Source organism: Roseomonas sp. CCTCC AB2023176, assembly GCF_042259275.1.
Classification (GTDB): domain Bacteria; phylum Pseudomonadota; class Alphaproteobacteria; order Acetobacterales; family Acetobacteraceae; genus Roseomonas.
In genome coordinates, this window is sequence record NZ_CP170086.1 from 1,737,541 (window position 1) to 1,751,336 (window position 13,796).

Sequence of the window (13,796 nt, forward strand, 5' to 3'; positions counted from 1 at the left end):
CCCCACCATCAGGTCGGCCCGGACGCGGGCCCGGCGAAGCAGGAGGCGAAGGATGCGTCGGCCCGGGCCGTCAGGATGGCCTCGGCGAGCCGCGCCGCGGCATCGCGGCCGATCACCGGCCCGGCATAGGCGATCGCCTTCGCACGGACGCCCGCCTCGTCCATCGGTTCGCCGGGGATGCCGTCCACGACGACCTCGGTCTCCTCCGGTCCCCGGGCGACGCGGAGGCGCGCGCCGCGCGTGCCCGACGCGTCCCGCGACGGATCGACCGCGAGGGCGACGATCGCTTCCAGGCGCCGCGTTTCCGGATCGGCGAGCGCCGCGGGCCGGTACGCCTCCGGGCCGAGCGTCCCGGCGCGGAGCGCCTGGGCCGTCGCCCAGGAAAGCGAGAACTGCGCCTGGATCGCGCCGCCCGGAGCGCGGTTGCCGGCATAGGTGATGGCTTCGGAATAGGTCTCGATCCCGATCGCCGTGATGCCGTCGGTGCCGCCGTGCCGGGCGCGCCACGCCATCGCGGCGACGGCGGGGTAGTGGGCGTGACGGACGCCGGCGAAGGGCTTGAGGTAGCCCTGGAGCAGGACAGGTTCCGCCGGCGGCGCGAGGGCCAGCCGGCCGGGGTCGAGCCCGAACAGCACCCGCGCCGTTTCCTCCAGCGCGTCGGGGGGCGCGGCGATCCCGGCGCGGATGGCTGCGACGGCTTCGAGCGCCCGCGCCGCGGCCTGGCCGGCGTAGAGGTTCCGGTTCATCGCGCCCCGCGCGATCGGCAGGTAGAGGCTGGCGGGCACGCCGCAGGCGGCGTGCTGGATCGCGGCCATCGTGCCAGGAACATCGAGGCCGGCGATGCTCGCCGCGCCGGCCGCGGCCCCGAAGCCCCCCAGGTGCCGTCCACGTGCATGCCGGGGCGGATCCGCAGGACCTCGCCGAGGCGGCCGGCGACCTCGTAGCCCACGACGATCGCGTCGAGCGTCGCACCGAGCGTCGCGCCGTCCCGCAGGGCCAGCGCGACGACCGCGGGGATGGTGTGCAGCCCCGGGCGGCCATGGGCACGGGCGAGGCCCTCGCAGGCCTCGTCCCAGCAGGCGGCGGTGCCGAGGAGGAGGGCGAGCGATGGCGGGTCGAGTGTCTCGCTGATCCCGGTCGGCCGCAGGGTGCCGGGGCCGGAGCGCGCGAGGTCTCTGGCGAGGGCGCGCAGTTCCGGCGCGGCGGCACCGGCGATCGCGCAGGCCAGCGTATCGAGGAGGAGAAGGCGTGCGCGCGCCAGGACCTCCGGCGCGGGCGGGTGCATCCAGAGATGGTCGAGCAGCGCGGCGACCTGTGCGGAGAGCGGCGCGGCCACGCGCGGCCCGTCGGGCGCGGGCTGGCCGTCGCGCGGGATCACGCGGGCACCAGGCGTCGCAGCAGCGCGGAGAGGCCGAGGCCCGCGGCGCGGCACAGCCACCACGCCGTCGCGACGTTCGAGGACAGCACGGGCACCGGCCAGGGGCGGCCGAGGATGGCGGGAAGGGTGATCATGCCCGTCCCGCTCATCACCACGGCGTCGAGGTCCGGCGCGAAGTGCGTCAGCAGGTCGGTCAATTCCTCGGTTCCGATCGTGTAGGCACGGAAGGTGCCGGGGACCTTCACGACCTGCGCCACGGTGACGCCGGTGCCGGCCCAGTAGGTCACGGCGTCGTCGGTCAGGGCCTCGGAATAGGGCGAGAGCAGGCCGATCCGGTGCGCGCGCAGGGCGGCGAGGGTCTCGACCAGCGCGATCCCCGCCGTGGCGACGGGCGCATCCGCCTTGTGCGACAGTGCCGCGCAAAGCGCGCGGTCACCGGCGATGCCGAGCGGGTAGGAGGCGCCCGTGAGCCCGACGGCGATGGCGGAAAGCCGCAGGTCGCCGAAGGCGGGCAGCGTGTCGCCATAGGCGCCGGGATAGGCGCGGTTCCGCGCGGCGAGGTCGCCCGCCAGGACCGGCAGCCGCGCGGCGTGGAGGCGCGCGTCGGGTGGGAGGAGGCGATGCAGCTCCGGCTCCACCGCCGGGTTCGCGGGCGGGACGAGGACGCCGAGGCTCGTGCCGTCGCGCAGGCCGGCGATGTCGGGCGGGAGATCGGTCACGTCGTGACCCGTGCGCGGGGACCGGCCACCAGGTCGCGCGGGAGCATGTCCAGCATCGCGGTTTCCCGCAGATAGGCCCTGGCGCGCCGAGGGTCATCCGCGAGCGCACGGAGGTCGGCGAGCCAGTCCGCCGTTGCGGCGACGCTGCGGTCGGTGCGCGGCAGCAGCATGTCCTGCGCGACGCGGTGCCGTTCGGCCGCCGCGGCATGGACCGCGCGGAGATCGAGGGCGGGCCAGGACATGGCGATGGCCCGTGCCACCGCCGCAGCGTCGTGGATGCCGGCATTCATGTTCATGCCGCCGCGCGTGTTGGTGACGTGCGCGGCATCGCCGATCAGCACGATGCGGCCCTGCACGACGCGGTCGGCCACGCGCCGGCTGGCGCCGTACACGTCGCGGCGCGCGATCGCCGGCAGGCGCGTCCAGGACGGCAGGACGTCCCGCAGGCGGGCGAGGGTCCAGTCATCGGCCATCGCGACCTCCTCCGGCACCTCCGCGGGCACGCGGAGAATGATTCGCCACAGGTCGGGCATGCGGAGGAAGGAGGCGGAGAAGCGGCCGTTGTGCAGGTAGGAGATCGGCGCCAGGCCGGGCAGGCGCTGCATCAGGTCGTCCTCCGTCATCACGCGCAGGACCTTGTGCGGGTAATCGGTGCCGGGAAAGCCGATGCCCAGCGCGTCGCGCACACGGCTGCGCGCGCCGTCGGCGGCGATCAGCAGGCGGCCCGTGACGCGTACGCCCGATTCCAGAACGGCCGTCACGCCGTCCCCGTCCTGGTCGACCATTGCCACCCCGGCGTCGAAGCGCAGCGAGCCTTGGGGGAGGGCCGCCGCCATGTCCGGGGTCAGGCGGGCCTGTTCCAGGTGGCGGCGGGCGGGAAACGGCGTTTCGTCCGCCAGCAGGTCCAGGCGGAACTCCGCGAGCACGGCATCGGGTGAACGGTGCTGGATGCGGTCCACCAGCGCACCCTCCCGCAGGATTACGCCGGCAACGCCGAGGGCGTGCAGGATCGCGATGGTCGGCGGGTGGAAGGTGGAAGCGCGGGACGCCGTGTTGAGCGAATCCCGTCTCTCCAGCACCGTCACCGGCACGCCGGCGCGCGCGAGCCACAGCGCAGCGGTCAGCCCGACAGGGCCGGCGCCGGCCACCAGCACGCGGTCACGCGTCATCGAGGAGCCTCCGCCGCACCTCGTTCTTCGGCACCTTGCCGTAGCCGGACCGCGGCAGCGCGTCCCACACCACGATCCGCTCCGGCCACTTGTAGCGGGCGAGGCGGCCGGGGAGCAGGGCGCGCACCGCTTCTTCCTCGATAACGGCGCCGTCGCGCGGGACCAGCACGGCCACGCCGCATTCGCCCCATTTCGAGTGAGGGACGCCGACGACGCAGGCCTCCGCGATGGCGGGGTGGGTCAGCAGCACTTCCTCCACCTCCCGCGGGTACACGTTGCTGCCGCCGGAGATGTACATGTCGGACCGGCGTCCCGTGATGTAGAGGAGCCCCCGTTCGTCGAGGTGGCCGAGGTCGCCGGTGCGGAACCAGCCGTCCTTGAAGGCCGCCGCGTTCGCCGCATCGTTCTCGAAGTAGCCGGCGAAGACGGCGTTGCCGCGCACCGCGATCTCCCCGTCCTCGCCGGGCGGAAGGCGCGTGCCGTCATCGGACAGGATCGCCAGATCCATGCCGGTGCGGGGGTAGCCGCAGGAGCCGACGGGCATCCTGGCATCGTCCTCGTCGTGCATCTCCGCCGGCAGCACGGTGATGTTCCCGGTCACCTCGCCGAGGCCGAAATACTGCACGATGACCTTGCCGAGCTTGCGCAGCGCGTGGCGCTGGTCCTCCCGGTACATCGGTGCGCCGGCATAGATGACGTGGCGCACCGACGAATGGTCGTGCAGGTCCACCGCATCGTGCCGCGTCAGTGCCGTCAGGATCGTCGGCACCGTGAACATGTTGGACACGCGGTGTTCCGCGACGAGACGCCAGGCCTCCTCCGGGTCCAGGCGTTCCGATTCCGTCAGCACCGTCGCGGCGCCGCGGGCGACGTTGGACATCGCGTGGATGCCCGCCCCGTGTGACAGCGGCGCGACGACAAGGGAGGCGTCCCGCTCCGTCAGGCCCGGCAGCAGGTCGGCCAGGTGATTGTTCACCACGAAGCCCATCTGCCCGTGGGTCAGCACCCCCGCCTTCGGGCGGCCCGTGGTGCCCGAGGTGTAGAAGAACCAGAGCGGGTGGTCGCGGGAGACGTCCGCATGGTCGGCCCGCGCGTCGGCTGATGCCATCGCGTCCCAGTCCGTCGCGATCGCGATCTCCGCGGCGCAGGCGGGATTGGCCTCGCGCGCAGCCGCCGCGTGCTCCGGAAAGGCGTCGTCGAAGACATGCGCGACGGCGCGCGACGATTGCGCGAGCCACGCGACCTCCGGCGGTGACAGTCGATGGTTCGTGGGCACCCAGACCGCGCCGATGGTCCAGCAGGCCCACATCGTCTCGAACATCGGCGGCGAGTTCTTCGCGTGGACCAGCACGCGATCGCCGGGCCGCACGCCGCGCGCGGCAAGCCCGGCCGCGGCCGCCGCGACACGCCGGTCGAGCTCCGCCCAGGACCAGCGCCGGGCGCCCTGGATCAGGCCGGGACGGTCGGGGAAGCGCCGCGCGGTCCAGCGCAGCAGGGTCGCGAGGTTCGCCGTCGGGATCACACCGCGAAGCGTCGCGCCGACCGGCGCGCCCGTCCAGCCGCGCCGTCCTCGCATTGCGCCGCAATCCGCCGGAGGAGCCGCGCGGCGGCCTGCCCTACCTCGCGCCCCACGCCGATCCCGGCGCCCCGCAGGAGACCACGATGCCCGACGCCACCCGCCGCACGCTGTTCGGCACCGCGGCCGCCGCAACCCTCGCCACGGCCGCGCAGGGCGCGGCCCCGGAGACCACGACCATGCGCCCGATCCCGCCCCTCGACCCCGCCAACCGCTTCGCGACGGCCGGCGCGGCGCCTGCACAGACGCTGCCGGTCCACACCAGCCGCGCGCTGACGGTGCAGGCGCTGACGCCGGAGGCCTTCGCGCCCTTCGGCCAGGTGCTGACCGCGGAGGGCCGGCGCCGGTTGCCAATCAACACCTATGGCGACCGGCTCGACCTGTTCCGCGAGGGATTCGAGAGCGACCAGCCGACGGAATGGTTCATCTTCCTCGGCCGAGACCGCGGGGCGGGCGTGCTGTTCCTGGAACGGCACCAGCAGCTCACGCAGACCTTCATCCCCGTTGGCGGCAAGGGCTTCCACACCGTCGTCGCCCGGCCCGGTGCGCGGGAGGAGGGCGGCCTGCCCGCGCTGGACGAACTGGCAGCCTTCTGGGTGCCCGGGGACGCCGCGATCCAGCTGCACCGCGCAACCTGGCACGAGAACCCGATGCCCGTGGAGGACGGCACGCGGATGCTCGTCACGAGCCACGCCAACCTGACGCTCGCGCATCAGGCAGACCCCGACCCACGGTTGCGCGCCTTGCCGCTGGACCTGGAGCGGCGCTGGTATCGTCATGCCGGCTACGACCTGTCGGTCACGCGCTTCGGATCCCCGATGCCCTGAGGCATCGGGGCAGGGTCGCGCGTTCGTCCGGTGAAGCGGCGGGCGCGCGACCCCATGTCCGCGGGTGCAGGAGAGACGCCATGGACTTGCCGGACCCCGCGCTGGGCACCCCGACCCTGGACCGCGACGCAGTGCGCCGGGTGTCGCTGGGGATCACCTTCGACAACACCTATGCCCGCCTGCCGGAACGGTTCTTCGCGCGGCTACCCGCTACTCCCGTGGCCGCACCGCGATTGGTGCGCGTCAACCGTCCCCTGGCGGAGTTGCTCGGCATCGACGCGGACGCCCTCGAAAGCCCGGGCGGCGTCGCGGCGCTGGCCGGCAATGCGGTGCCGGAAGGGGCAGACCCGATCGCCCAGGCCTATGCCGGCCACCAGTTCGGCGGCTTCACGCCGCAGTTGGGCGACGGCCGCGCGATCCTGCTGGGGGAGGTCGTCGCGCGCGACGGGACGCGACGCGACATCCAGTTGAAGGGATCGGGTCCCACCCCCTTCTCCCGTCGCGGTGACGGCCGTGCGGCGATCGGCCCGGTGCTGCGCGAGTTCATCATCAGCGAGGCGATGTACGCCATGGGTGTGCCGACGACGCGATCCCTCGCGGCCGTGCGGACCGGCGAGCGCGTGCTGCGCGAAACCGTGCTGCCCGGCGCCGTCCTGACCCGGATCGCGGCCAGCCACATCCGCGTCGGCACCTTCCAGTACTTCGCGGCGCGCCAGGACGTGGACGCCCTGAGCATCCTCGCGGATTACGCGATCGCCCGGCACGATCCGGAGGCGGCGCACGCGGAACGGCCCTACGAGGCCTTCCTCGCCGGCGTCGTCGCACGCCAGGCCGCGCTGGTCGCGCGCTGGCTGCACCTGGGCTTCGTACACGGCGTGATGAACACGGACAACACGACGGTGTCCGGCGAGACGATCGACTACGGCCCCTGCGCCTTCCTGGAGGCCTATGACGCCGGCGCCGTCTTCTCCTCGATCGACTACCAGGGTCGCTATGCCTACGGGAACCAGCCGGGGATCGTGCAGTGGAACCTGGCGCGTCTCGCCGAATGCCTGCTGCCCCTGTTCTCGGACCGGCAGGAAGACGCGATGGAGCGCGCGAAGGCCGCGCTGTCCGGCTTCGCGCCGATCTTCACGGAAGCCTATGCCGCCGGGCTCCGCGCGAAGATCGGGCTCGCCACGGCGCGCGACGGCGACGATGCGCTCGTCGAAGACCTGCTGCGCCGCATGGCCGACGGCGAGGCGGATTTCACCCTGACCTTCCGCCGCCTCTGCGACGCTGCCGCCGACCCTGCGGCCGACGCCGCGGTGCGCATCCTGTTCAGCGACCCCGCCGCCTACGACGAATGGGCCCCGCGCTGGCGGGCGCGGCTGGCGGAGGAGCCTGTCGATGGCGTCACCCGCCGTCACGCGATGCGCCGCGTGAACCCGCTGGTCATCCCGCGCAACCACCTCGTCGAGGAAGCGCTGGCCGCCGCGGCCCGCAACGATGACGGACCGTTCGAGCGGTTGCTGGCCGAGGTCACGCGCCCCTACGAGGAGCGCGACGCCGGCCGCTACGCGATCCCGGCCAAGCCGGCGGAACGAGTGACGCAGACCTTCTGCGGCACCTGAGTCAGGATGTCGGCGCCGCCGCGTCCAGCGCCGGCGGCACGCCCGAGCCGTCGGGTCCGCGCATTCCGATCCGCCCGAGCCCCGGCAGCTTGATCGCCGGGCGGCGGACGTCCACGCCCGCAACCGCGCCGAGGATGTTGATCTCCAGCCCCTCCACCCATCCCAGCGAGACGCCCGCGTAGCCGCCCAGCGTCAGGGTGACCCCCGTGCGCGACGGCGTCGGGCGGATCCAACGGCCGTCATAGGGAAAATCCTTCCCGATCGCGGTCGGCGGCAGCGTCATGCCGATACCCGGCACCGCGTCCAGCACGGCGGCGACGAAGGTGTTGGAGTTCGGCCCGGGCCAGGCGCGGTAGTCGCCGAGGTTGCGCCAGGCATAGCCCGCGATCGCGTCCCGCATGCGCGGGATCATCGCCTCCGCGGCCGCCCCGTCCGCGGCAAAGACCACCTCCGGCACGCGGCCGAACCAGCGGCCATCCGGCTCGAACCCGTTCATCCGGACGGGCGCGCCCCAGGCCGTGTAGTCGTAGCGGGTGTAGGACGCCGCGCCGGCATCCTTGAACACGATCCAGCAATGGACGGCAAAAACGCCGCGCCAGCGCACCGTCGGCGCCGCAAAGACGCGCACCACCGCGCCCGTTCCGCGCGCGGGCGGCAGCAGCCCGGCCGAGGACCTGTCGGCCGACCACCAGTCCGCAATGGGGTTCCGCACCTGATACAGGACCGCGGAGACGGCGAGAGGCAGGAGCCAGAAAAGGCCGAAGAGCAGAAGCCCGGTGCGGAGGACCGACATGATCCCCCGTCATGTTTGTCGGCGGGCGTCGCGGCGCAAGCGCCGCGCGGATCAGGCCAGCCCGTCGCGGAAGGATGCGGCCGGCAGTGGCGTGCGTTCGTAGCGCTCCTGCGGCACCGGCATCCAGTGCGGCCGTGTCGGGTCGTCCGACCAGCGCGCCTGCTGCGAGAGCGCGCAGCCCGACATCAACGCGCCAAGGAATACCAGAACCACCCGCATCGGATCCCCCGGCAGACACGCCAATCCCTGAGCCCTGGCTAGCACGGCCTCTCACGGACCCGCGAGAGGTTTCAGCGTCCCAGCCCGCGCCAGATTCAGCGCCCGCCGTTCACGCTCAGGATTTCCCCGTTGACGAAGTCGGCGAGGGGGGATGCGAAGAAGACGACGGCGTTCGCGATGTCGTCGGGCGTGCCGAGGCGCTTCATCGCGATGCGGTCCACGAGGGAACGCTGCCCGTCCTCGCCGTAGCCCTGCCATTGCCGGAGCGAATCGGGATTGCTCGGGATGAAGCCCGGCGCGACCGAGTTCACCGTGATCCCGAACGGCCCGAGCTCATGCGCCAGTTGCCGCGTCAGCCCCACGACCGCGTGCTTCGCGCAGGCATAGGCCTGGATGCCGGTCAGCGAGGGCTGGAGCCCCGCGCCGGAGGAGATGTTGACGATCCGCCCCCGCTCCGCCCGCTTCATCCCCGGCACCGCCGCGCGTGACAGCGCGAAGGCCGCGCCGAGGTTCACGGCGAAGATGCGGTCCCAGTCCGCGTCCGCGATCGTCTCGAGCGGACGGTGCGCCTGCCCCGCCACGCCGCCGGCGTTGTTCACCAGGATGGAGACGGGCCCGCCCGCCGCGGCCTCGATGAAGCCGATCCAGGCCGCCGCCGCCGCGCGGTCCGTCAGGTCCACGGTGGACACGGTGACGCCGGCCAGTTCCGTCTCCCGCAGCCCCGCCTCGTTCACGTCGCAGCCGAAGACGCGGGCGCCGAGGCCGGCGAAGCGTTCGGCGATGCAGCGGCCCAGGCCGTGGCCGGCGCCGGAGACGGCGACGACCTCTCCGTCGAAGCGGATGTTCACGGGATCAGCTCCAGCAGGTTGTCGTCGTGGAGGGGACGTCGCCCTTCCTCGACCTCGTGGATCAGGGCGACGAGGCGGTCGAAGCCGGGGCACGGGATGCCGTGCCCCGCGCCGACCTGCGGCACCACGGCCATCTGCGCGTCCACCTCCGTCCGCCGCTTGCGGACCGCGAGGTCGCGCCAGACGCCGGAATGGGTCTTCGCCGAACCCCGGTTGAACTCCGACATCGCCGCGAGGCTCCGCCGCGTCGCCTCCATCGGCGCCCCGGGGCGGAAGGCGTCGGGGTCGAAGCCGTTGAAGCCGCGGGGCGTCACGCCCTCGGCCGCCGCGACGGTCATCGCCTCCTCGCCCAGGCGGCGGAAACGGGTGTCCAGTTCCGGGCGGGCGAGGCAATCGGCGATCCCCGCCATGCCCAGTGCCTGGGCGAAAAGCAGCGATCCATAGCCGAGCTTGCCCCAGAGATAGGCGTTGATGTCCTCCGTCACGATCGCGTCGGGCTCGAAGATCCGCATCGTCCCGTGCAGGGCGGTCAGGCGCGGCGTGATCCGCCCATCCATCTCGCCGAGGACGACCGCGGCGCGGTTGCCAAGCGCGATCTCGCCCGGGCCCATGTAGTCCGCGCCGAAGTTGACGAAGGCACCGATGACCCGCGGGGCGCCGACGACCTCCGCGATGACGCGCTCGCACAGGCCGTTCTGGAGGGACAGGGCGTAACCCCCCTCCGAAAGGTGCGGCGCGAGCGCGCGGGCGGCATCCGCCGTGTGGTGCGCCTTCACGCAGAGGAAGACCTTGTCCCAGGTGCCCCGCACCTCGTCCGGGGTGAAGGCGGGCGCGGTGACCGTGAACTCCGCGACGGGGCCGGTGATGCGCAGCCCGCGCACGGGGTCCCGCATGGCCGCCACGTGCTCCGGCACCACGTCCACGAAGGTCACGTCCAGCCCCGCACGGCGGAGGAAGGCGCCGACCGTGCCCCCGATGGCCCCCGCGCCCCAGATCAGGATCCGCTCGTCCAACCCATCATCCCCCAGCGAGTCACCGCAGGGTAGGCGCGACGCGCCGCCGGGTCATCCCACCCGCATCCGGAACGATCCCCGGCCCGCCGATTGCTTGCTGCGGAACGCTTGCTAAACCCTGGGATGGATCGGGGGACCAACGATGAGCGCGACCCACGCTGACGCGAGAGGCATCGGCGCACCGCACGCGGCACCGAAGCCGCGGGAGATGATGTACCTGAACACCCGGTCCGACGCCCTCGGCGCGGCGCGGGCGGCGATCCACCTGGGGCTGATCCTGGCCTGCGGCGCGCTGATCGCTGTCTCCCCCTGGTACCTGCTGCCAGTGGCGATGCTGCTGATGGGGATCGTCCAGGCCGCGCTCTTCGCCCCGCTGCACGAGACCTGTCACTACACCGCCTTCAAGTCGCGTCGGGTCAACGCGGTCGTCGGCTGGATCGCGACCCTGCCCTCCACGAACAACTGGCATTTCTACCAGCAGTTCCACCTGGCCCATCACAAGCACACCCAGGACCCGGGGAACGACCCGGAACTGACGCCGCCCCCGCCGGGCGACTTCGGCACCTACCTCGCCCGCATGTCCGGGCTGACCTACTGGCGCGCGCGGATGACGCTCTGGGCCGATGCCTGGCGCGGTGACCTGTCCCGCTACCGCTTCCTGCACGAGGCGATGCACCCGCGGATCATCGCCTCCATCCGCGCCTCCTCCGCCCTGACGGTGGCGCTGGCGGTCCTGGCCGCGGTCGCCTTCGGGCCGCTCGCGGTGTTCCTCTACTTGATCGGGCCGCAGATGCTGGGGCAGCCGATCCTGCGCCTCTACCTGCTGACGGAGCATACCGGCTGCACCGAGGATTCGAACGGGCTGACGAACACCCGGACGATGATGACCTCCCCTATCGTGCGCCTGCTGATGTGGAACATGCCCTTCCACGCGGAGCACCACCTCTACCCGTTCATCCCGTTCCATCGCCTGGCCGAGGCGCATGCGATCCTGAAGGAGAAGCTCGCCCATATCGGCCCGGGCTACGCGGCCTGGCACCGCGACCACATCCGCGAACTCCGCGCGAAAGGTTAGCGCCTTGACCGACTGGCCCGTCGCCGAAGGGACCTTCTCCCTCGGCGACCTGCCGCTGCATCGCGGCGGAACCTTGTCGGACGCGCGGATCGTCTGGCGCGCTCACGGCACGCTCTCGCCGGCGCGGGACAACGTCGTGCTGTACCCCACGTCCTATTCCGCGCAGCATCCGGACATCGAATGGCTGATCGGGCCGTCCGGCGTGCTGGACCCGCGGCGGTGGTTCGTCGTCATCCCCAACATGTTCGGGAACGGGCTGTCCTCCTCGCCCTCCAACACGCCGGACTACCCCGATCTCGTCACCGCCTGGGACAATGTCGGCGCGCAGCGGCGCCTGCTGGCCGAGGTTTTCAGCGTCGAGCGCCTGCACGCCGTCTACGGCTGGTCCATGGGCGCGCAACAGGCCTACCACTGGGCGACGGCCTTCCCCGACCAGGTCGCCCGCATCGTCGTCAACTGCGGCTCCGCCCGCACGGCGGTCCACAACCGCATCTTCCTCGACTGCCTCATGGCGACGCTGGAGGCGGCGCCGGAGCACCTCGGCAACGGCCGCTTCTCCGCCGAACCGGCCGGCGCCATCAGCGCCTTCGGCCGCATCTACGCGACGATGGCGCTGAGCCAGGATTTCTACCGCGCCAACCTGCACCTGACCGCGCTCGGCCACCCGGACCTCGAGACCTACCTGCGAAAGGACTGGGTCGAACGCTACGCCCGCCGCAAGGCCGCCGACCTCTACGCGCAACTGCGGACGTGGAGCGCCGGCGACATCGCGGACCACCCGCGCTTCGGCGGCGACCTTCCGGCCGCGCTGCGCTCGATCACCGCGCGCGTGCTGCTGATGCCCGGCGAGACCGACCAGTACTTCCGCGTCGCGGACAACGAGGCCGAGCTATCCCATCTCCGCCACGCCGCCTTGCGCCCCATCCCCAGCATCTGGGGCCACCGCGCCGGCAACCCCATCCCGAACCCGCCCGACGCCGAGTTCCTGCGCGCGCAGGTGCGGGACTGGCTGGATCATTGATCGGGATCGTGGCCCAGGGGCGTGCCCGCCCCTGGTGGGCGAAGCCTTTCCTGCGGCAGACGACACGGCCCTTGGGTCGCGTCTACGCTGCCCGCGCCATGACGCCCCGCCTCCTCGCCGCCGCGCTGCTCACGCTCCTGCCCGCCGCAGCACCGGCCCAAAGCCCCGGCGCGCTGACCTTCGCCGGCGAGGCGCAGACGGGGGCGACCGTCGGCCAGCGCGCCTGGTCTTCGCCTGCAGCGGCAGCGGCCCCGGTGTCACCGGCGCGCTGTCGCTGGAGATGTTCGTGTCCTCCCACGACGCCCTTCGTCCCGTCTTCGACTTCGATGCCTTCGAAGGGCCGGATGCGGATGCGGGCCGGCACACGCGAATCGGCGCGACGCGGCCCCAGGCCCTCGCCAGCGCGCCCCTTGCGGCCTCCGGCTGGATCGGCGTGGAGGACAACGCCCGGCCTGGCGAAGGCCTTCCCTTCGGCTTCGGCATCGCCGCGCCGATCCGGGGCGATGCGGCGCGGCTGGCAGCGGTGCGGCAGGCCGTCGCCCGCGTGCTGGACGGGCCGGGGACGATCGTCTGGCACCAGGGCAACACCCGCCCCGGCGGCCCGCCGATCGTCGCGACGGTTACGCTGGAAGCGGGGCAGCGCGACGATCTGCGCCGCCGCCTCGCCCCTTGCCTCGGCCAGCCCCCGCGGCGCTGACCGGCGCTCAGCCGACCGCCTCGGCCTCCACCTCCAGCAGGAAGCGCGGATCGGCGAGCCCGGCCACGATCAAAAGCGTGCTCGCCGTCGCCGCACCGCCGAAGGCTTCCGTCCGCGCAGCGCGCCAGGCCGGGATCTGCGACGGGTCGGTCAGGAAAGCCGTGATCTTCGCCACGTTGGCCAGCCCCATGCCCTGCGATTCCAGGATGGCGCGGATGTTCGCCATGATCTGCCGCGCCTGCGCCTCCACCCCCTCCAGGATCGTCCCGTCCGGTGCGGTCCCGACCTGGCCCGAGAGCACGAGGCGCCGCGCCGGGCCGGTGATGAGCGCCGCGTGGTGGTAACGCCCGGCCGTGTCGTGCACGTTCGGCGGGTTGATGAATTCCATCGGCATCGTCCGGTTCTCCCGTCAGGGCGGCCAGGGGCCGCATGCCGCGGCATAGCGCAGCCGCGGCCCGGCGTCGCGACGATCCGCGCCGTCGCGCGTTGCGGGGTGTGGGAGGATCGCCGCATGCCGCGCGAGGTGACGGACCCCGAGGGCACCACCTGGACCGCGATCCAGGTCTTCTCCGGCCTCGGGAAAGACGAAGCGAAGACCGACGCGGCCCGCGTGGAGGGTGCGCCGGACCACGTCCACGTCGTCTGCACGCCGAGCGGCGGCGCACGCTCCGTCCGGGTGCAGTTGCCCGAGGACTGGGAGACGTCACTGGGCGACGAGGAGATCGCAGCCGCCATCGCCGCAGCGGTGCGCGCCTGACGCAGATCCGCGCAGGGCGGAATCGATGGGAACGGTAAACCTGCTCTTCCAAGGAAGTGCTGGGGCGCCGTGCCCGCGGCCCCGCTGTCGG

16 protein-coding genes are annotated in these 13,796 nt (G+C 72.7%); 6 read left to right on the plus strand and 10 right to left on the minus strand.

Going from position 1 to position 13,796, the window contains the following annotated elements:
• Positions 1 to 8 precede the first annotated feature (8 nt).
• From ACE7GA_RS08695 to ACE7GA_RS08715, 5 genes are read right to left on the minus strand one after another with little or no spacing between them, the layout of a single operon-like run.
• Entirely contained in the window at positions 9 to 815 is an 807-nt protein-coding gene (locus tag ACE7GA_RS08695; RefSeq protein WP_376098477.1) for a hypothetical protein, read from the minus strand.
• Entirely contained in the window at positions 743 to 1,378 is a 636-nt protein-coding gene (locus tag ACE7GA_RS08700; RefSeq protein ID WP_376098480.1) for an MmgE/PrpD family protein, read from the minus strand. The genes ACE7GA_RS08695 and ACE7GA_RS08700 overlap by 73 nt, the downstream gene beginning before the upstream one ends.
• Positions 1,375 to 2,097 (minus strand): hypothetical protein, encoded by a 723-nt coding sequence (locus ACE7GA_RS08705; protein WP_376098483.1) that lies wholly within the window; start codon positions 2,095 to 2,097, stop codon positions 1,375 to 1,377. The genes ACE7GA_RS08700 and ACE7GA_RS08705 overlap by 4 nt, the downstream gene beginning before the upstream one ends.
• Complete coding sequence (locus tag ACE7GA_RS08710; RefSeq protein WP_376098486.1) at positions 2,094 to 3,266, minus strand: FAD-dependent oxidoreductase; 1,173 nt, start codon at positions 3,264 to 3,266, stop codon at positions 2,094 to 2,096. The genes ACE7GA_RS08705 and ACE7GA_RS08710 overlap by 4 nt, the downstream gene beginning before the upstream one ends.
• Entirely contained in the window at positions 3,256 to 4,788 is a 1,533-nt protein-coding gene (locus tag ACE7GA_RS08715; RefSeq protein ID WP_376098489.1) for an acyl-CoA synthetase, read from the minus strand. The genes ACE7GA_RS08710 and ACE7GA_RS08715 overlap by 11 nt, the downstream gene beginning before the upstream one ends.
• 140 nt (positions 4,789 to 4,928) lie before the next feature.
• Here ACE7GA_RS08715 and ACE7GA_RS08720 point away from each other — a divergent pair, with 140 nt between their 5' ends.
• Positions 4,929 to 5,669, plus strand: coding sequence for an ureidoglycolate lyase (locus ACE7GA_RS08720; protein WP_376098492.1), 741 nt, complete (start codon positions 4,929 to 4,931; stop codon positions 5,667 to 5,669).
• Positions 5,670 to 5,749: 80 nt separating this feature from the next.
• Positions 5,750 to 7,282, plus strand: a complete 1,533-nt coding sequence (locus ACE7GA_RS08725) for a YdiU family protein (protein WP_376098495.1) — start codon at positions 5,750 to 5,752, stop codon at positions 7,280 to 7,282.
• 1 nt (position 7,283) lies between these two features.
• On the opposite strand, the gene ACE7GA_RS08730 is transcribed toward ACE7GA_RS08725, so the two are convergent.
• From ACE7GA_RS08730 to ACE7GA_RS08745, 4 genes are all read right to left on the minus strand, one after another.
• A complete protein-coding gene (locus ACE7GA_RS08730) occupies positions 7,284 to 8,075 on the minus strand; it encodes a DUF3750 domain-containing protein (RefSeq protein WP_376098498.1) in 792 nt (263 codons plus the stop codon).
• Positions 8,076 to 8,126: 51 nt separating this feature from the next.
• On the minus strand, positions 8,127 to 8,294 hold the full coding sequence (locus ACE7GA_RS08735) for a hypothetical protein (RefSeq protein ID WP_376098501.1): 168 nt from the start codon (positions 8,292 to 8,294) through the stop codon (positions 8,127 to 8,129).
• A gap of 95 nt (positions 8,295 to 8,389) precedes the next feature.
• A complete protein-coding gene (locus ACE7GA_RS08740) occupies positions 8,390 to 9,142 on the minus strand; it encodes an SDR family NAD(P)-dependent oxidoreductase (RefSeq protein WP_376098504.1) in 753 nt (250 codons plus the stop codon).
• Entirely contained in the window at positions 9,139 to 10,155 is a 1,017-nt protein-coding gene (locus ACE7GA_RS08745) for a ketopantoate reductase family protein (RefSeq protein WP_376098507.1), read from the minus strand. The genes ACE7GA_RS08740 and ACE7GA_RS08745 overlap by 4 nt, the downstream gene beginning before the upstream one ends.
• 142 nt (positions 10,156 to 10,297) lie before the next feature.
• Here ACE7GA_RS08745 and ACE7GA_RS08750 point away from each other — a divergent pair, with 142 nt between their 5' ends.
• The 3 genes from ACE7GA_RS08750 to ACE7GA_RS08760 all read left to right on the plus strand — a co-directional run bounded on the left by ACE7GA_RS08750 (position 10,298) and on the right by ACE7GA_RS08760 (position 12,948).
• Complete coding sequence (locus tag ACE7GA_RS08750) at positions 10,298 to 11,230, plus strand: fatty acid desaturase (protein WP_376098510.1); 933 nt, start codon at positions 10,298 to 10,300, stop codon at positions 11,228 to 11,230.
• Between the two features lie 4 nt (positions 11,231 to 11,234).
• Positions 11,235 to 12,251, plus strand: a complete 1,017-nt coding sequence (locus ACE7GA_RS08755) for an alpha/beta fold hydrolase (RefSeq protein WP_376098513.1) — start codon at positions 11,235 to 11,237, stop codon at positions 12,249 to 12,251.
• Between the two features lie 286 nt (positions 12,252 to 12,537).
• Positions 12,538 to 12,948, plus strand: a complete 411-nt coding sequence (locus ACE7GA_RS08760) for a hypothetical protein (RefSeq protein WP_376098516.1) — start codon at positions 12,538 to 12,540, stop codon at positions 12,946 to 12,948.
• Between the two features lie 7 nt (positions 12,949 to 12,955).
• Here the strand turns inward: ACE7GA_RS08760 and ACE7GA_RS08765 are convergent, their stop codons facing one another.
• The gene (locus tag ACE7GA_RS08765) at positions 12,956 to 13,342 is read right to left on the minus strand and encodes a RidA family protein (RefSeq protein ID WP_376098519.1); all 387 of its coding nucleotides are present in this window, start codon (positions 13,340 to 13,342) and stop codon (positions 12,956 to 12,958) included.
• 117 nt (positions 13,343 to 13,459) lie between these two features.
• Here ACE7GA_RS08765 and ACE7GA_RS08770 point away from each other — a divergent pair, with 117 nt between their 5' ends.
• On the plus strand, positions 13,460 to 13,705 hold the full coding sequence (locus tag ACE7GA_RS08770) for a hypothetical protein (protein ID WP_376098522.1): 246 nt from the start codon (positions 13,460 to 13,462) through the stop codon (positions 13,703 to 13,705).
• Positions 13,706 to 13,796 lie beyond the last annotated feature (91 nt).